This is a genomic window from Opitutales bacterium (assembly GCA_013215165.1).
GTDB lineage: Bacteria > Verrucomicrobiota > Verrucomicrobiia > Opitutales > JABSRG01 > JABSRG01.
Genome location: JABSRG010000020.1, coordinates 1 through 16990, shown reverse-complemented (window position 1 = coordinate 16990; position 16990 = coordinate 1). Strand labels below are relative to the sequence as shown.

Genomic DNA, 16990 nt, shown 5'->3' with positions numbered 1-16990 from the left:
ATCAGTTTCCGACTCGATCAAAAATTCTGCCTACGTCAAAAAACGTAACGTAGATCATAAATGAGAATAATAAGATGGCAAAGGCCGCCTGAGTGCCTTCCAAAAACTGCCTTGGTATGGGACGGCCAGTAATCTTGGCGATGGTGGCAAACATCATGTGGCCACCGTCTAAGACAGGAATGGGGAGAAGGTTCATGATCGCTAGGTTTATATTTACGAACACTAACAGCCAGAGCAGCTCAATGACACCGATTCGTGCGAACATTTGAAAATTATCTACGATTCCCACTGGACCCGACAAATTTCGTACTTTGACATCTGAATTTTTGCTGAGCAGTCCGCGGAGTGTGAGATACATCATCTCCATCTTATTTGCGAACTGAGTGATGGGATCTGGATAGACTCTTACGGTTTGAGAGAAGAGAGTAGTCTTTGGTAATTCGAAAGTGAACAGGTCGTTTTCCAACTCGATGAGGTTCGCTTCGACTATGACCTCTTGAATGCCGGATTGGGTAGCTATCGTGAACGGTAATCCGCCTTCAGGATTGGATTTGAGGAACTCTAGGATGCTCATCCAGGTGAATACCTTTTCCCCATTAAACTCCAAAATGGGATCCCCAGTAGACAGTATAGATTCTTTCTCTGGAGCCACAGTCCCCACCTGCAAGGCTGAGGCAGAAGACACGCCCACTTGCCGGACGCTCTCTCGCGATGCGAGGATCGGGATAACATCAATGTTTATAGTTTCGCCGTCGCGATCGATAGTAAATTTTGTCAGGGGGTTGCCATACTCAGTTCTCAGAACGCCCGTAACTATTCGCGAGGAAAGGTCGCCCCAATTGTCTATGGGCGCACCATCCACATGAGTAATGATATCACCCGGTTGAACTCCTGCGACAAAAGCGGGAGCTGCGACTTCATCACCCTCATCGGTAATTAGAGTCTCGGAAACATAACCTACCAGTGTGCTCTGAGAAGATACGGGGACCTCTTGCCCAGCTGTCCACAAGATGAGCGATAAGGCTGCTGCAAAGATCACGTTGAACACCGCGCCCATGACCGAAACGATCATCTTGTCAGCATAGCTAATCGGAGGAAGCTGTTGTTCGCCACCATCTTCCCCACCTCCCTCCAAGGAACCCATATCCGCCAGTTGAGGAAGAGCGACATAACCTCCAAAAGGAATCGCAGAAAGTCGGTAATCCACGCCATCCTTGGTCCATCCCCGAATGCGAGGCCCGAACCCAATTGAAAAGCGCTCGACCTTTAGTCCGCGCTTCCTGGCCGCTAAAAAGTGCCCAAGTTCATGGACAAATATGCAAGATCCCAAGGCAATGAGCCCGATGAAAATAAACCAAACATTGGATACAAGAGAGAGGAGAGAATCTAGCATAGTGTCGGTGTAAGTAATTCTTGGGCACGCCGTCTGGCTTGTTGGTCAGCATCAAGGACAGCGTCTAGACTGCTTGGATCCGTGATCGGTATGGCCGCGAGGGTTTGCTCAATAACTTGATTGATTCGGAGGAATGGCAACTCCCCAGCGACAAATGCTGCTACAGCGACCTCATTGGCGGCATTAAATACTGTCTCAGCAACACCGCCGTGGTCCATGGCAGCGTAGGCCAATTTTAGGCAGGGGTATCGTTCGAAGTCGACTGGGGAAAAGTCCAAATTCAATGACTCTTGGAAGGAAAGCGTTGGCTGAACCGGGGCGCGGCGTTCAGGATAGAGTAGGCAATGTTGGATAGGAAAAGTCATTGAAGGCGGAGATAACTGGCCCAATATCGACCCATCACAAAATTGAACCATGGAGTGGACGATACTTTGGCGGTGGATAGTTACCTCTAGTTGATCGGGTCTCAGATTGAATAGCCATTTTGCCTCGATCAACTCCAGGCCCTTGTTGGCCATGGTCGCAGAATCGATGGTCACTTTTTGCCCCATATCCCAATTGGGATGGTTCAGTGCCTCCTCGACGGTGATACTTGCAAACTGATCAAGAGGCCTTTCGCGGAAGCTTCCGCCAGAGCCGGTCAGGATGAGCTTTTCGATTTCGCTTGTCGCATCATGAGCCGCTTGGGCGCATTGAAAGAGCGCATTATGTTCGCTGTCCACGGGGAGAATGAGGCAACCGTTTTCACGTGCAGCTTGAGTGACGAACTTTCCAGCCATCACAAGCACTTCTTTATTGGCCAGCGCTATCGTTTTTTTCGCCTCGATTGCCGCTAAGGTCGGCTCCAATCCAGCGGTACCGACGAGTGCGACGAGCACAAGATCCGCTTGTTCAAGAGAAGCGAGTTCGACCAATCCTTCCTTGCCTGTGTGCATCTTCGCTCCGCCAAAATGGCCGGTAAAAGATGTCGATTCCTCTGAAGCCGCTAAGCCAACATGGGGAACGGAAAACTCGTTTTGAATAACCGCGAGTTCGTCGACTTGGTGGTAACCTGAGATTCCGACTACTTGAAGAAGATCTGGATATTTGCGGACGATCTCGAGGGCCTGTGAGCCGATCGATCCCGTAGCGCCGAGAATGACTATCTTTCTCGGAAAATCTGGAAGTTCGCTGACGTCAAAGTGAAGCATTGAAATTTAGAAAAGACTCGCGACGTCTATCAAGCGAAGGCCACATACTTGAGCAGTATAAATCCAAGAGGAGCGCAAAGAATCACCGAATCGGTGAGATCGAATACGCCTCCTATGCCTGGCACGATACTCCCAGAATCTTTGATACGCGCCGCTCGTTTGAAACCAGATTCAATCAAATCTGATGCCACAGAAACAATAGCCACAGGGGCAGTCATCAGCGCAGCGATCCACCAACTAAATCCTTCGGGAAGATTTACATGAACACGCCCCGCAGAATCGAGTAAGCCATTTAGGGCGACGAGCAAAATAACCACGATTGCCGAGACGAACACACCGCCGATTACCCCCTCCCAGGTTTTTCCTGGGCTGATATGGGGAGCCAACTTGTGCTTGCCGAATTGCTTCCCGATCAAAAGCCCGCCGACGTCAGTGAATTTAGCGGCAGCTACGATCCATACGCATAAAAAAATGCCAGTCCCTTCTCCATAGCCTTCACTCACTGCCAATTGAATCGTACCTACGAAATATTGCATCATATAGGGCACGTAAACGAGGCCGAATAAGGTAGGCATGAAGGAGCCCAGCTGCCCCTTCACCATACTACGCGCTTGAATGGCCAAACACAAAACGACAAATGCCACGCCAAACACTTCGGTGCCCGATTCTACCCCGGGTAGGTAATAGGCTCCCAATACAATAAACAAGCCGGTGACGACACCAGCGCGCGGGTAGGAATGCCAACCCATGCGGTCGAATATTTTATAGAGCTCCCACTGAGTGAGTGCTGTTGTGAGCGCAGCGATCCAAACAGCGCCCTGCGCACCAAATAGGGCTACAACCAATACGATAGAGAGCCAAATGACGACTGTCGAAAAAATCCGATGAGTCATACTGGGGGGGCTGTCAGAGGTTGTTGCGGGCTGACCTGCTCGCTGGTCTTCCCAAACCTTCGTTCTCTCTGTGCAAAGTGAGCAATAGCTGCGTCAAAATCGGCCTCGTCAAAGTCAGGCCATAACACATTGCTGAAGTAAAACTCGGAATAGGCACTCTGCGCTAACAGGAAATTACTTAGACGCCATTCGCCGGAAGTTCGAATGATTAGGTCTGGGTCGGGGATTCCGGCAGTATAGAAATACGAGGTGAATTGAGGCCAATCCAATGCATCCGGATCTGCGCGACCCGATGCGACGTCACGGGCGAACCGTTTAGCTGCTTCCAGCAACTCGTTGCGAGAACCATAGTTGATTGCCAAGTTAATCTGGTGATCTTCGTAGTGCGCAGTGAGCAACTTCGCACGGCTGATTTCAGCTTGGAGTTCGTCTGGCAATACTGAAAGGTCCCCGATGGTTTCGAAGCGGATTTCGTTTTCGAGCAAAAGTTCTACCTGTTCGCGCAGGTAGGCCAGTAGCATGTTCATGAGGAAATTCACCTCCTCACGTGGGCGGTTCCAGTTTTCCGAACTAAAGGCGAAAAGTGTCAGATATTTTATCCCGTGTCGTCTTGCAGCTCGTAAGCTAGCCTCGACGCTCCGCGCGCCATGCCGGTGCCCCTCTGTACGATCCATCTCTCGTTGTTGAGCCCAGCGCCCATTGCCGTCCATGACGATGGCGACGTGCTGTAGGGCTTTCTGAAATGCTGCGGACAAGAGGTTACGAATTGGTTGGGCGTTGAAAGCTGTAGAAAGCTAGATTGGCGTCAGGCGGTTACAATCTCAAAAAGGCTAACAAGAGGGGGTGTGTCGAAATTTTAAGACTATCGATGATAGCGTTAAAGAGCAGACTGCCACCTTTTGGCACCTTGGCGAGAGCGTGTCTTCTACCCCACCTTCAGTAATCTGGGATCGAAGGTGAATCTCTCGGGCTCGCCGATTTCTAAGCGTTGAAAATCAGGATGTTGCGGGTTGAATAAAAAATTGGGTTCAGCCGAAATGATAGAACTCGGCACTGCCAATACCGCTGACTTCTTGGACTCTAGCCACTCATCCCCGAATTGCTGTGTGGCAGGCTGAATCGACAAGGGAAGAGAAGGAGATTTGATACCCATGTAACGATTTTCAATGTATGATACATCTGGAATTTTGACTGAGAAAAGTAGGTAGGTGAACGGCACAGTTTGAGCATCCAAATGAACCAAAACTTCAAGTGCAGCGAGTGCCCGACTACAAGAAGCATAGACCACAGAGTGCCCAGGCGTATTCCAACGGCCACCAAAGAGGCGTGCGCCCTCGCCATTGAATGCAGTCTGTTTTCTGCGCTCAGGGACGATCCGAAACGCCTCGATCATCAGCTATAGACACCGTATTCGATTCGGCCGAGAAGGTTTTCTACCTCTCTCGCGCCCACTTCGGTCTCAGCAAATTCCAAGGGGCTCGCAAACTCTAGGGCGCGTGCGGGTGTCTTCAACCATTTCTGGGCTGCTTCAGCGCTGTCCAATACGTCTACAGCCAGACCGAAAAGTCGAGCGAAGCGTAGCAACCGATCTGACTCCAACCGGTCGAGCACGCCTGCTTTTTTGCGACGAAGGAGCGTGCTCTTAGTAATGCAAAGATGCTTTGCGAGCTGCTCTGCTGTTAGGCATAGCTGCTGTTGTAGAACATCAAACTCTCCCATAGGAAGCCCAGCATCGATGTGCCGAATAGTCTGTCTTATGCCTGCTTTTTTTCTTCGATCAGGCCGGTATAGCGCCATGGGCTCTTCTATCCTCTGCTCTTCTTCGTCAAACTCCATGCACACACTCTGCATTCATCCTTGAACATAGCAAGCTCTATTAGAATATTTTTAAAGGTTCATATGAATCTAGGACATTAGGCCTCTAATCTGTTGAAAAATAGTAACGCTTGGTGCCTGGCCTCTGGTTTTCCCCAGCCTTTTTAATGGAGTCCAGTGATCTGAGCTTATAGAAAGATCTGCAGGCATTTCGAAAAGGAGTAGTCCTGAGTTCGACCACTGCGCAAATCGTTCTAAGAGCTCCGGAGCGAACTTTTCAATGAGTGGATAAGGCGGATCACAAAAGATAAAATCGTAATATCGCCTAGCTTGGGGCGTAAACCTGCGAACGTCTAATATATGAGTTTGGGATGAACTCGTTAGAGACCCCATGGCTTTGTTCAGCGAATTGAGGTTATCCTTTAGGATGCGTGCGCATGTTCGGTTGTTTTCGACGAAATCGACATGGACTGCACCCCGGCTCAGCGCCTCGATTCCATAGGCGCCCGTTCCGGCGAACACATCAAGACAAACTGCATTTTCGATGGATGCGCCCAGACTTGAAAACACTCGTTCTCGCATTTGATCGGTAGCCGGTCTAGTGTCATCACCCTTGGGGGCTTTGAGCGGAATACCGCGTGCTGTTCCACCGCTGATGCGCATTAGAGCCAGGGAGTGAATAAGAATCCTTCGCCTTCGGCAAAGACATTTTTATCGGCAGGGAGTTCGATGAAACCATCGGTGTCCATAATCGAGGCGAAGTCTCCAGAGTTTGCCGTGGGCCTGGGATAGGCTAGCTGAACCCCATTAGAGTCACATTGAATCGAGACTGGAAGAAAGAGCGCAAGAGGCTTTTTAAAGGTGAAATTTTCGGCCAACCGAACGTAGCAAGCTGGCCTCTCTTTATGTCCGAGAGCCCCATAGAGCGCTCGAACAATGTAACGATGGAAACACACAAGTGTAGACATCGGATTGCCCGGCAGGGCGAAAATTGGCTTCTTATTGGGCAAGGTAAAGAAGGCTAGCGGTTTTCCCGGGCGTTGTTTGACCCACTGGAAATGTCGCTCGGCACCCACCGAGTGGAGATAGTCCGGGATATAGTCTGCTGTTCCTTTTGAAATGCCTCCGCTGATGATAATCCAGTCATACTGTTCGAGAATGCTTGGAAGAGCTGCATCGATCGCATCGACATCATCAGGTAAATGATAGGAAACTGCGTGGATGCCCAAGCGGGAGCAAATTGCTTCCAGTGCATGTGTGTTGGATCGCCGTATCTGGTGAGGTTTGGGGGTGGTATCGACCTCAACCAACTCGTTGCCCGTAGAGATCAGGGCAATGCTAGGCGATGCAGCGACCTCCACAAAGCTCTTCCCACAAGACGTAATGACCCCCATTTCTTTGCCCCCAATCTGGCAACCAGCTTCTAGGAGTATAGACCCTTGCGAAAAATCAGAAGCAGATCTGTGAATAAAGGCCTCAGGTTCTTGTTCTGCCTGGCCAGTTAATTTAGCGATGTCGCCCTCAACAGAGAGCTCCTCTATCGGAATAATCTGGTCGCAGCCGACCGGCAAAACAGCACCGGTATTAATGCGTATCGCCATCTCTCGACCAGCGAGCTCGATTTGCGGCTGTCCGGCCAATGCCTCTGCTTTAATTTCCCAGGCTGCATTCTTCTTGATCGTAGTACTATCGACCGCAATCCCATCCATCATGGCTCTGTCAAAAGGAGGTAAGGGGCGGTCGGCCAGGATTTCCTCTCGCAGTATGCGTCCACTCGCAGCAGTGAACGGGATACGTTCGATCGACGTCGGCTGGATGTTATCACAAATGATGTCAGAAGCTTCCTGGGGATTCATACCTACCAGCTATAAATTGAATGAGATCTGGCAAGGTATTGCCAAAGGAACTCTATCGAGTTAGGAAATTCAGGGTATTCTACACGATTAAAATGGGAGTAGATTATTCGTTTCGAGGAATTGGTAGAACGGGTGTGCTCGTGTGCTTTCAGATGGCCCTCCGGCAAATGAAAGTCCGCAGTCTGGGCATTCCAATGCACCATTGACTTCGGCAAAACAAGCAGGGCATTCCCCATGGTGCCCTTCATTTGATACTGGCTCGATAGCGAAATGAGTCATGATCGAGATGAGGCAGTCCACAAAATCCTCCTCTGGCACTAGGATGTAATAGAGCGAAGTTGCAATCTGCGAAGTGGGTCCCATCGAGACGGCTTCTATTTCAATTGAGATGCCGGAGTCCGCAAACTTGGGGATCAGCTCTTGAATTTCATCAACAGAAAAAAGCGGAATTTTCCTCATCATTTATCTTCGATTAAATAGTCTTGAATCGATACCCGATAACGAAAACGTGGACCTGCGAGGAGCAATTCCTTTGTTTTATTTTCGAGCATGGGATTCTCGATCGAATAGAAAAAATAGAGGTACAAGTATTTTTATGCACATCTTGTAAGATTTCTGCTCAGGTCGATTTCATGGCTAAGCCTTTTTTGACCTCCCACTCCAAACTCCTTCTTCTCATAAGTTTAATTATCCTGGGTTCTCCTGCGTAGGCACAGAGCTCATTCGCAGGTTATTATGTCGGCACGACGGGAACATCGGAGTTCCAAGAGCCTATGGTTGGGCAGATAACCAGTGACGGCACACTCTATCTTATCGATAGTGTGGGCCTGGCGGAGGTCTCTGGAGCGGTTCAGTCTGATGGCTCGATATCGCTTACGTCTACTACGGGCCAAGTTTCTAATGAAACATTGAGCCTCGACTTTGGAGAAGGCTTTACTGCTGAACTTTCGCTGGTGAGTGGCAGCTACAGTGGGGCAGGTATTTATACCGCGGCTCGGGCCGAAGCGATCGTCACGCCGGACGAACGTGTATACTTTTTCTACGAGGATAGTGAGACTGATCTAGGCAATATAACTACGATCGTTACTTCCACCGGCGCCTTCCAAATTGACCAAGATTCATTCGAAAACCCGTTGATGTCTCAGGCACGATTTCAAACGGCGAAATAAATGGGACGGTCTCTTACGAGGGCGCCTCACAGCCTCTTGATTTTCGTATGACCAAGGTGTCGTCATCCGAAATCCCACCTCCAACGGCAATCAACGCCTCTCAGGGTACAGAGGCCAACGAGGTGATCGTACGCGTCGACACCCCAGACACCCAGTCCATTACGCGGACTAACGGAACTGCTGATCGTTCGGCAGCGACCATTTTATACATGAGCTATACTCCTGAATTCGCCGACGCAGAAGTCGTTGGGTATACGGGATCCGTTTTAGGGGGACGCGAAGCTACCTTTGTCGAAGACGGATTTCCTTTTTGGGGCTTCGCAAACTTTCTTTTAGATACCAAAACCCGTGCGCCTCAGTTTTATTTCTGGGCGGTAACAGAGATTAGCGGGAGTTCTAGGGAATTAAGTGAGCCCGTGGGTCCAGTCAGCGGGTGGGCGTCTAACCGTGATGAAACACCCACGATTTATGCACCTGCACCGGAGCCACAGGGTGCTTCCTTGCGCGCTGAAGTCCCGGAAAACAGCACAGTCGGGCAGGGGCCTCTGCGCGCCAAAGCAAACCTCCCAGGCACATTTACCTACGATCCAGAAGAGGGGACGCGTTTGCCGACGGGAAATTATAGTATTGAAATCACCTTCACGCCTTCAGTTTCAGGTTATTTTCCAGTCACACAGACTTTTGACTACACCGTGACTTCCAGTGGGGTGCGCTGGTTTGGATCGAGTGAATCGACTCCAGAGGGGTGGGACTTTAGCAATTGGCTCGGGCTCTATTTCCTAGATCCCGATGATGACCGTTGGGTCTATTCATACGAGCTCGGTTGGCTCTATACCGCATCTACCGATGAGGCAGACATGCAGATCTTCAGTCCTAGACTCGGCTGGTTTTGGACGAGTGAAGCATCTTATCCCTACATGTTCTCACTCGAACTATTCGAGTGGTTCTATATCGATCGAAGTGCTTCCAACCTTTCAAATGAAGAGGGGCAGCGTTATTTTTATTTCTTCGATACAGATGGTTTGGGCAACCCCACGGCGGGTTGGTATACTGGTTCTCAAATCCAGACCTTGGTTGAGGACTGAGGCTGGTTTTTATCCTGTCAACCACGGTTCGATCCTTTGTTGGATCACTGCTTTCCCGACTCTTGTGGGCATAAGTATATCGAAGGGCTCAGGAGTGCTCCCAGGAATGCTTGCTGTTTCGTCTAGGATGAGTCCGGCAAGGAGAGTTTCATCTGCGTAGGGACTCAATGGTATCGCATCAAGCGCTGCAATTTCAGCCTGTGACTCAAGAACCCATACAGTGACTCCTATAGGTCCGTCTGCAGCAGCAAGACGTCCAGCGGCTTCCGTTGCATTCTCGCTTAGGAGCAAGTCCCAACGAGGCGATTCTAAAAAGCTTTTGGCCTGATCGAACCGTGTGGGGTCGGAGCAGATTGCAAGTATCCTGGCTTTTGATTCCTGAGCCACGTTTGCGACTGAGCCGGGTGCTGCGCCATCCGCCTGATGATCGTGTTCTCGTTCGAAGGAGGTCGAAGCGTCCCTGCTGGCATCAGCAGAAGGTAGGGAAATGATGATATGAGCGCCACGAAAGCGGCCCTTTCCAAGTCTAAGTGAACCTCCACTGGTTTCGACGAATTGTCTTACTGTGTAGAGTCCAAAGCCTGAGGCCGTCTGCTCAGTTTTGGTTGATACAAAGGGGTCGAAAACGCGATCACGGATATCTTCAGGGATACCGGGCCCATCATCCCAGACGTGCAACGCGTAGCCATCATCGACAGCTTCGACATATAGCCCAAATGTGCCTCCAGTTTGCATGGCATCACGCGCATTGGTCACGAGGTGCGTGAGTGCTCGTCGGAAAGCGACTTCATCGATACTAACTAGCAATTCATCATCAGGAAACTCTAGGGCGACCTTGGCCGATTTTGGCAGGATGATTTTTATAATGTCGAGGTGCTCCCGGATGAGAACCTCGAGGTTGTTGTAGGCCATTTCACCTGAGACCTCGCGATTCAAATCAACAATGCGACGCACCAGATGTTGAGCCTTCATAGCATTGGACTTCACCTTACTCATTCCTTCATATCGAGGATGATCGAGCTGCATCTCACTATGATAGAGCTCTGACAGCGAATAGATTCCGGCCATCATGTTGGAAAAATCGTGCACCAGTCCGCTTGTAATCGTCGCTAAATTCTCTTTCCAAAGAGAGTGGGCGATGCGGTCCTCGGCGATTGCTTGGCGAGTGATGTCGATCCAGATGCCTTCATCTTGTAAGTGATTCCCATACGCTGTTAGGAGGGGGAGTCGAATATCGTAAACGTAGCGAATGCTGTGGTCCTCTTGATTGATGATGCGATATTCTAAGCTGTAGGGATGGCCCTCAGGACTTTGTTGAGTAATGCTTTTTAATACACGACTGCGATCCTCGGGATGCAGGAACTCGGCGAAAGCCTGGGTAGATCGCTGGATTCGACTTAAGCTAAGGCCGGAAAATGAGCTGATGCGCGACGAGGCAAAAGCGAAAGTCTTGTCGGTTCGCTGTGTGAATATGACACCTGGGAATGAATTGAGGAAGGTGCTTAGACGGCTTTCTGTCTGTTGAAGTCTTAGGCTCAAGGCAGCGAGGGCGGCAGGGCTCTTCTCAAGTTCATCATGCGGAGCTGATTCGAGCCAAGACTGTGGATCAACTCTCGGGGCGAGCTGTAGATGACAGTCATCATCAGCGCCAAAACGGCTCCAAGTCAGCGAAAGGCTGTATCCAGGAGTGGGCAGTTCGATGTCGCTATGACCTGCCCCTTCGCCAGATTCAAATATGTGCTTCAGCGCTTGTTTATTAAAGCCTCCGAAAATGGTAGAGCAGAGAGGCTCGATTGTTTGTTCAATGCAGCTCTGTGCGAGGGAATAGAAAGGATGACTCTCTTGAAAAGAATGAGCTCGTAAAAAACCCTTACGATCTAGAATCAGAAAAAAAGGATCAGGAAGGGGTAGGCTGGATTGCTTGCTCATCAGTGCGTCGTGCCATGGGCGCTTGTGTAATACGTCTTCCACAACGACCCCATGACTCTTCTAAAGCGGACAAAACAGCCTGAGCCATATCCTGAATTGGGATCATTTTTTCGGGAGCACCGATTTCTTTAGCAACGCGGGGCATGCCATAGACGACACAGGTTTTTTCATCTTCGGCAAAAGTGCGACAGCCGGCCTCTTTGAGCTTTAGCAAGCCATGGGCGCCATCCTTGCCCATGCCCGTAAGCAATCCGGCGACAATATGGGGGCCCGATGCGTGGATCAGTGATTCAAACATCACATCGACAGCTGGCCGTTGATGCCACACCGGATCCTCCTCATTAAGAGACAGTCGATAGCGACCACCGGCAAATTTTGCAGTGAGATGGTAGCCACCCGGAGCGATGTAAATGCAGCCTTGGCGCGCATACTCGCCATCTTCTGCTTCTTTGGCTGTCAGCGCACATTCGCCATCCAAACGTTGAGCAAACGTTAACGAAAATCGTGCCGGAATGTGTTGGCTTACCAGCACCGGCGGCATGTGTGGGGGGAGTTTACGTAAAATTCGGCTCAATGCTTCTGTTCCACCGGTTGATGCTCCGAGGAGTATGAGATGTTTTTCCGTCAAATGGGGTTCCCTAGACCAGCTCAAACGGCTGCGTGTTTTATTGCTCGATTGTACGCGAAAAGGAGTTGCAGTTTTGTTAGTTTCGATTCGGTGCTGCCAAGTTTTATGGCGCCGAGCCCAGCCGGCCTCCTTTACCTTCATGCAGAGTTGGATGGCTGCTTCTTTCAATTCGGCCGCGGTTTCAGGCTTTCCGAACACGTCGAATGCTCCCGACCTCAACGCTTCCATAGCCATAGCTGAGCCAGAATTTGTGAGCGTGCTTAAGATGATTACCGGCATGGGCCGTTTTCTCATGATGATCTTAAGAAAGGTGAGTCCATCCATCCGAGGCATTTCCAGGTCCAGTGTCAGCACTTCTGGATCCCTAGTCATTATCTTCTCCTCAGCGTCATAGGGATCTACAGCCGTATCAACAACCTGGATTTCGCGATCTTTTCCAAAGACATTTGTGAGAGCTCTCCGGACAGTCGGAGAGTCATCTACAATCATGACGCGTATCGGCTTCTCAGACATAATAGACTCTAAACCTTCTGATAGATGGAGGGCTGAAGCTGTTTCAAGGGATGATCGAGTCCATTGAGTGACTCTGAATGACCGATAAACAAGTAGCCTCCGGGTGCCATGAGTGGGAGCATCTGATTAATGAGCTCTTGCTGGGTGGGTAGGTCGAAATAGATCATGACATTGCGGTTGAAAATCACATGGAACGATTCACGAAATGGGTAGCTTCCTGAGAGCAGATTCAGTTGCTGGAAATTGATTTTGCGACGAATCTCATCTTTCGCGCGGACCATTCCTTCGTTTTTTCCAGCGCCCTTCTGAAAATATTTTCGCAATAAATGCTCGTCTATCGCCTGAGAGCGATCGTACTTAAAGACGCCCTTGTTCGCGGATTTGAGAACGCTGTTTGAAATGTCTGTAGCCTGGATTGTGTAATCACGATGCTTCAATTTGAACACGGGCTCATGAACAGTCATTGCGATAGAGTAGGGTTCCTCACCCGTGGAACAGGCGGCACTCCAAATACGTAAATTGCGGTCGCTCCAAACCGGCTCACCCGAGGATTCGAGAAACCTGGGAAGCACCGTCTGAGTAAGAAACTCATAATGACCTGTTTCTCGAAAGAAGAAGGTGTGGTTCGTAGAAATAGCATCAATAAAATGAGTCAGTTCGACTTCACCATCTCGAGAGTTGAGGTGGTTGAGGTATTCTTTGAATGTCGATAAACCTGTCGCTCGGAGGCGTTTTCCCAGTCTTGAGTTTACGAGTCCCTTTTTATTTTCCCCAAGGTTGATGCGGGAATGCCTATAAATGAGTTCGCGAAACGCGTTGTAATCTCCGTCAGAAAGCTCGGTCGCTTTGAGTGGAATCGGAGGTATACTGTCGAGGGGATTAGGCATAGGAGTCCGTGTGTATCGCATGACCGAAAGTCGCTCGTCACCGAGCCAAGTTTAGCACGCATAACACTTATCCCGCTGCATGTCCCTCGCTGCATTCATTTCTTTAGGGCGCTTGGATGGCGGCATCAGCCGACTTCGGGGACCAAGGGCTGGATACGGTCTGCCGGTGATGTAGGTTGGTTGCTGAGCTTGATACTCTATATTTTCTGCTCGGAGCCCACCATTAGTAAGTGTGCGATGGGAATATGAGCCGGTCTTGAAACATTGGACAGATTCGAAATCGATGTTACTGAAAAACCAAAAGTCTATGATTGATTGTATCGATCAAGTTGTAGTCTTTCAGCTTCTCGAGCTGTCGTTCGGTGAGCGCCTCGCCCTCGGGGACGAGCATGAGGCCATTTGCAGAATAAATGCCGCGCGCCAAACGCATTCCCGGTTTGAGTTCAGAAAACAGGACTTCGCGGACTTTTTTGGGGAGATTATCTAGGCGGGTCGCTTTCATGAAGAGCCGGACAGCTTCTGGCTCGAAGGCTTTGCCGGACATCCTCAGTATTTGCTCAAGTGCCTGTTCTTTAGGAAGTTTGCACTCCACATAGTAGATTGCTACGGCGAGATAGCGCGCGGCGACCGGTATGCGATTGCCCCTTAAGGCATCTGGGTATCCCGATCCATCCCAGCGCTCATGAGACGAGCGGATGGTTTCGCCGACACCATCCAGGTCGCCCGCGAACGATGCGAGTGACTGGCCATATACAGGGTGTTGTTTGATTTCTTCTCGCTCCCGAGGGGTGAGTGTCTCGGGCATGTTGCGGTATTTATCCACGGTATCACGAGAAACGCCGATGAGTCCGATGTTGTTGAGCCAGGCGCTGATGCGGAGGATTTCTGCGGTCTGCATGTCGAGAAATCCGGTTTGGATTATGAGGTCGCAGATGTCTACGACTGCCTTCGTCTCCTGTCCTAATGTCTGATGATAGGTGCTGAGAATCTTGTAGGCTAAATTTATTGAGCGGTCGAAGTTGCGGGCTAGAGCGGAGTTCGCCGCATCCAGGGCGCGCTTTTGTTCCGTTAGTTCGCGGATTTTGTCAGTCAGTTCGCTATTGGCAGAAGATAACTGCTCATTGAGCTGAAGAGTGTCGTCCTGAAGCGATTGATTGAGCGCGAGGAGTTGATAGCGCTGAACAGCATTCTGAATCGTTGCGAGCAGTTCTTCACGCATCCAAGGTTTGGCGAGAAAACGAAAGATCTCGCCACGATTAACGGCGTCGATCACAATTTTCATCGTTACGACCCCCGTAATCAGAATGCGCGATGCGTCGGGCTGAACCTTTTTGGCCTTAGTAAGGAATTCCAGGCCCGTCATATGTGTCATCCGCTGATCTGAAATAATCACTGAGAACTGGTCATCCTTTGTTTCCAGATGCTCTAATGCATCGAGTGGATTCGTGTGTAGAAAGAGTGTGTATCCTGAAGCACTCAGCGTCTCTTTTAGGGCATAAAGGATGATCTCGTCATCGTCGACGATCAGGATCTTTACGTTGTTTGGAGCAGCGGCAGCCATGCGCGAATAAATTGACGGAGCAAACCGCGCCCTTCTGTAGGGTGAATTTCCATTACATGGAAAATTCGGTAAGCCTTTTCAGAAATTTGGGGAAGATAGAGTTCCTATACTTTATCCCGCTCGTCCTAACGAAAGCAGTAAACGCAAGAGGCACACATTCGCCAAGGCATGGGAAAATTTTCCTTCTTTTCCCCATTCAATAACTTGATCGATGGTGGCGACGACCACTTCGATATCTTCGTTCGGGTCCAGATTGATCTCATCGGTGAGTTGAGCCTCGTCGACGCGAAAGAAAAAACAGCGGTTGTTCATGATCGCCGGGTTGGGATAGACCTCACCCAGCGATTGGAGATTGGTTCCTGTGAATCCAGTTTCTTCTGTCAACTCTCTCGATGCCGCCTTACCAGCGTCTTCGCCTGGATCAACGATTCCTCCAGGAAACTCTAGGGTAAAGTCCTGAATGCCGAAACGAAATTGCTTCACCAAAACAAGTTCATCATTGGGCGTAAGTGCAGCAATGTTTGCCCAAGATCCTGTCTTCAACGCATAGAAGTCATCCTCTCTACCTAAGACTGGATGGCGAAAACGGCGGCTGACCAGATCGAATATTCGAGTTTTGGCGATCGAAGTCTCGCTTAAGTATTTCCATGGTTTCAAAGACATGCCCGGAGTTTGCGGAATACCTACTGTGAGGGGATGACAATTTGTTGACCTACTCTTAGACGACGCGGGTCAAGGCCTGGATTTGCATCGAGAATAGCCTGAACACTGACGCCGTAGCGCGTGGCAAGCCGTCCCAATAAATCCCCCGAAGCAATAGTATGGAGTGTCTCTCCGGATGCCGTCACTGTCGGCTCTATGACTTCGGCTGAATCCCCTGATGATTGGGAGGCCGTTGCGTTCTGCCGGGGGGCACTGATCAACCGTTTCGGCAGCTCCTCAATAGCTCCGATGTTTTGATTAATTTGTTGGCGGTTAGCTTCGAGTTCCTTGGCTAGAGTATCGAGTTTGCGATTTTGGGAATCTCGGTCCATGCGCGAACGGCTTTTCAGGGCTTCAACCGCCTGCTTAATCGAAACGATATCTTGAGATACATTATCGAGTCCCGCCATCCCTGATTCGATTTGATTGGGCAGGTCATTTTTCATGTCATTCACCGAGGATTGCACCTCGGAGACCTTGGACTGCGCGGACAGCCCGAAAAATATCCCGATAACTCCGAAAGCCACAGCGACTAGGCCAATGATGATCGCGATCCAGGTAGCACTACTTCCCGCATTTGATGTGCTCGAAGTGTATGTGAGTGTTGGATCTATAGATGGTTTGGGCGGCAGGGCGTCATTCTCCATGTTGGCCGAGCAAAACGCTTTTTCTCGCGGCATCAAGCATTCCGGTTTGACAAAGTGATTTTGGACCGATGTTCTTTTCCCCTTTTCCGGGGCGTAGCACAGCCTGGTAGTGCGCTTGGTTTGGGACCAAGAAGTCGCAGGTTCGAATCCTGTCGCCCCGACCATTTTCACGAGGGAATCGAGAGTAAAATGTTGAGGGTCTACGGATGAGGACCTGCCGCAGTTCGACGTAGCGCAGCGGAGATGGCGAAGCAATCCTGTCGCCCCGACCACTTTTTCTCGAGGGAATCGAGAGAAAATGTTGGGGGTCTACGGATGAGGACCTGTCGCAGTTCGACGTAGCGCAGCGAAGATGGCGAAGCAATCCTGTCGCCCCCACCATTATTTTTTCTGTCGTTTTGAGACAAATCGGGTTCTGAACCCCCTGTTAATGCGGCTTCCCGGTTAGGCACCGAATTTTCGTTTCCGACAGCTCGAGACAGAATTTGCCCGTTTGAGACTGTTTTGTGTGGGTCTATTAGTGAGCATGTATCATCCTCGACCCACGGTAGACTCTTCACAGCTTGGATGACGGGTAGCTCGCAGAAATCCGTGTAGATATTGGCAGTGAGCTTTGGTTCGCTGTGTCGCATTAGCTCCTGCGTAACCCGCTGATAAGTTCCGTTTGCAACGAGCGCCGTGGCAAATGTGCCTCGGAAAGAATGAAAATCGCGCTTCCTTCC

At 50.2% G+C, this 16990-nt stretch carries 18 protein-coding genes and 1 tRNA gene; 3 read left to right on the top strand and 16 right to left on the bottom strand.

Features of this window, described 5'->3' with window-relative positions:
- Position 1 precedes the first annotated feature (1 nt).
- From rseP to HRU10_05905, 9 genes are all read right to left on the bottom strand, one after another.
- Complete coding sequence (rseP, locus tag HRU10_05945) at positions 2 to 1393, bottom strand: RIP metalloprotease RseP (protein ID NRA26776.1); 1392 nt, start codon at positions 1391 to 1393, stop codon at positions 2 to 4.
- Positions 1387 to 2583 (bottom strand): 1-deoxy-D-xylulose-5-phosphate reductoisomerase, encoded by a 1197-nt coding sequence (locus HRU10_05940; protein NRA26775.1) that lies wholly within the window; start codon positions 2581 to 2583, stop codon positions 1387 to 1389. The genes rseP and HRU10_05940 overlap by 7 nt, the downstream gene beginning before the upstream one ends.
- A 29-nt stretch (positions 2584 to 2612) precedes the next feature.
- Complete coding sequence (locus tag HRU10_05935; protein ID NRA26774.1) at positions 2613 to 3476, bottom strand: phosphatidate cytidylyltransferase; 864 nt, start codon at positions 3474 to 3476, stop codon at positions 2613 to 2615.
- A complete protein-coding gene (uppS, locus tag HRU10_05930; GenBank protein NRA26773.1) occupies positions 3473 to 4231 on the bottom strand; it encodes a di-trans,poly-cis-decaprenylcistransferase in 759 nt (252 codons plus the stop codon). Before uppS ends, HRU10_05935 begins: the two co-directional genes overlap by 4 nt.
- 170 nt (positions 4232 to 4401) lie before the next feature.
- Positions 4402 to 4869: an RES family NAD+ phosphorylase gene (locus tag HRU10_05925; protein ID NRA26772.1), complete on the bottom strand. Its 468-nt coding sequence runs from the start codon at positions 4867 to 4869 to the stop codon at positions 4402 to 4404.
- On the bottom strand, positions 4869 to 5312 hold the full coding sequence (locus tag HRU10_05920) for a DUF2384 domain-containing protein (protein ID NRA26771.1): 444 nt from the start codon (positions 5310 to 5312) through the stop codon (positions 4869 to 4871). Before HRU10_05920 ends, HRU10_05925 begins: the two co-directional genes overlap by 1 nt.
- Positions 5313 to 5381: 69 nt before the next feature.
- Positions 5382 to 5954: an RsmD family RNA methyltransferase gene (locus HRU10_05915; GenBank protein ID NRA26770.1), complete on the bottom strand. Its 573-nt coding sequence runs from the start codon at positions 5952 to 5954 to the stop codon at positions 5382 to 5384.
- Positions 5954 to 7147, bottom strand: coding sequence for a molybdopterin molybdotransferase MoeA (locus tag HRU10_05910; protein NRA26769.1), 1194 nt, complete (start codon positions 7145 to 7147; stop codon positions 5954 to 5956). The genes HRU10_05915 and HRU10_05910 overlap by 1 nt, the downstream gene beginning before the upstream one ends.
- Positions 7148 to 7234: 87 nt before the next feature.
- A complete protein-coding gene (locus HRU10_05905; GenBank protein ID NRA26768.1) occupies positions 7235 to 7609 on the bottom strand; it encodes a hypothetical protein in 375 nt (124 codons plus the stop codon).
- A 311-nt stretch (positions 7610 to 7920) separates the two neighbouring features.
- Between HRU10_05905 and HRU10_05900 the strand changes: the two genes are divergently transcribed.
- Both HRU10_05900 and HRU10_05895 read left to right on the top strand, forming a co-directional pair.
- Complete coding sequence (locus HRU10_05900) at positions 7921 to 8316, top strand: hypothetical protein (protein NRA26767.1); 396 nt, start codon at positions 7921 to 7923, stop codon at positions 8314 to 8316.
- 47 nt (positions 8317 to 8363) lie between these two features.
- Positions 8364 to 9401, top strand: a complete 1038-nt coding sequence (locus HRU10_05895; GenBank protein ID NRA26766.1) for a hypothetical protein — start codon at positions 8364 to 8366, stop codon at positions 9399 to 9401.
- Between the two features lie 9 nt (positions 9402 to 9410).
- On the opposite strand, the gene HRU10_05890 is transcribed toward HRU10_05895, so the two are convergent.
- The 6 genes from HRU10_05890 to HRU10_05865 form a co-directional block, all read right to left on the bottom strand.
- Complete coding sequence (locus HRU10_05890) at positions 9411 to 11330, bottom strand: PAS domain-containing sensor histidine kinase (protein NRA26765.1); 1920 nt, start codon at positions 11328 to 11330, stop codon at positions 9411 to 9413.
- Complete coding sequence (locus HRU10_05885; GenBank protein NRA26764.1) at positions 11299 to 12471, bottom strand: chemotaxis response regulator protein-glutamate methylesterase; 1173 nt, start codon at positions 12469 to 12471, stop codon at positions 11299 to 11301. Before HRU10_05885 ends, HRU10_05890 begins: the two co-directional genes overlap by 32 nt.
- 8 nt (positions 12472 to 12479) lie before the next feature.
- On the bottom strand, positions 12480 to 13358 hold the full coding sequence (locus HRU10_05880) for a protein-glutamate O-methyltransferase CheR (GenBank protein NRA26763.1): 879 nt from the start codon (positions 13356 to 13358) through the stop codon (positions 12480 to 12482).
- A gap of 286 nt (positions 13359 to 13644) precedes the next feature.
- Positions 13645 to 14919: a response regulator gene (locus HRU10_05875; protein ID NRA26762.1), complete on the bottom strand. Its 1275-nt coding sequence runs from the start codon at positions 14917 to 14919 to the stop codon at positions 13645 to 13647.
- 111 nt (positions 14920 to 15030) lie between these two features.
- Positions 15031 to 15582 (bottom strand): NUDIX hydrolase, encoded by a 552-nt coding sequence (locus HRU10_05870; GenBank protein ID NRA26761.1) that lies wholly within the window; start codon positions 15580 to 15582, stop codon positions 15031 to 15033.
- Positions 15583 to 15602: 20 nt separating this feature from the next.
- A complete protein-coding gene (locus HRU10_05865; GenBank protein NRA26760.1) occupies positions 15603 to 15953 on the bottom strand; it encodes a LysM peptidoglycan-binding domain-containing protein in 351 nt (116 codons plus the stop codon).
- Between the two features lie 402 nt (positions 15954 to 16355).
- On the opposite strand from HRU10_05865, the gene HRU10_05860 reads away from it, so the two are divergent.
- Positions 16356 to 16432 (top strand) — tRNA-Pro (locus HRU10_05860).
- Positions 16433 to 16468: 36 nt separating this feature from the next.
- On the opposite strand, the gene HRU10_05855 is transcribed toward HRU10_05860, so the two are convergent.
- Positions 16469 to 16990: tyrosine-type recombinase/integrase (locus tag HRU10_05855; GenBank protein NRA26759.1), on the bottom strand; the 522-nt coding region annotated here is incomplete at its 5' end.

Excerpts from the sequence above, each read along its gene's own strand:
- HRU10_05935 (NRA26774.1), bottom strand. The coding sequence starts at position 3,476 with ATGACTCATCGGATTTTTTCGACAGTCGTCATTTGGCTCTCTATCGTA.
- HRU10_05925 (NRA26772.1), bottom strand. The coding sequence starts at position 4,869 with ATGATCGAGGCGTTTCGGATCGTCCCTGAGCGCAGAAAACAGACTGCA.
- rseP (NRA26776.1), bottom strand. The coding sequence starts at position 1,393 with ATGCTAGATTCTCTCCTCTCTCTTGTATCCAATGTTTGGTTTATTTTC.
- HRU10_05880 (NRA26763.1), bottom strand. The coding sequence starts at position 13,358 with ATGCCTAATCCCCTCGACAGTATACCTCCGATTCCACTCAAAGCGACC.
- HRU10_05915 (NRA26770.1), bottom strand. The coding sequence starts at position 5,954 with ATGCGCATCAGCGGTGGAACAGCACGCGGTATTCCGCTCAAAGCCCCC.
- HRU10_05870 (NRA26761.1), bottom strand. The coding sequence starts at position 15,582 with ATGTCTTTGAAACCATGGAAATACTTAAGCGAGACTTCGATCGCCAAA.
- HRU10_05920 (NRA26771.1), bottom strand. The coding sequence starts at position 5,312 with ATGGAGTTTGACGAAGAAGAGCAGAGGATAGAAGAGCCCATGGCGCTA.
- HRU10_05910 (NRA26769.1), bottom strand. The coding sequence starts at position 7,147 with ATGAATCCCCAGGAAGCTTCTGACATCATTTGTGATAACATCCAGCCG.
- HRU10_05865 (NRA26760.1), bottom strand. The coding sequence starts at position 15,953 with ATGGACCGAGATTCCCAAAATCGCAAACTCGATACTCTAGCCAAGGAA.
- HRU10_05905 (NRA26768.1), bottom strand. The coding sequence starts at position 7,609 with ATGATGAGGAAAATTCCGCTTTTTTCTGTTGATGAAATTCAAGAGCTG.
- HRU10_05875 (NRA26762.1), bottom strand. The coding sequence starts at position 14,919 with ATGGCTGCCGCTGCTCCAAACAACGTAAAGATCCTGATCGTCGACGAT.
- HRU10_05940 (NRA26775.1), bottom strand. The coding sequence starts at position 2,583 with ATGCTTCACTTTGACGTCAGCGAACTTCCAGATTTTCCGAGAAAGATA.
- HRU10_05895 (NRA26766.1), top strand. The coding sequence starts at position 8,364 with ATGACCAAGGTGTCGTCATCCGAAATCCCACCTCCAACGGCAATCAAC.
- HRU10_05890 (NRA26765.1), bottom strand. The coding sequence starts at position 11,330 with ATGAGCAAGCAATCCAGCCTACCCCTTCCTGATCCTTTTTTTCTGATT.
- HRU10_05900 (NRA26767.1), top strand. The coding sequence starts at position 7,921 with ATGGTTGGGCAGATAACCAGTGACGGCACACTCTATCTTATCGATAGT.
- HRU10_05885 (NRA26764.1), bottom strand. The coding sequence starts at position 12,471 with ATGTCTGAGAAGCCGATACGCGTCATGATTGTAGATGACTCTCCGACT.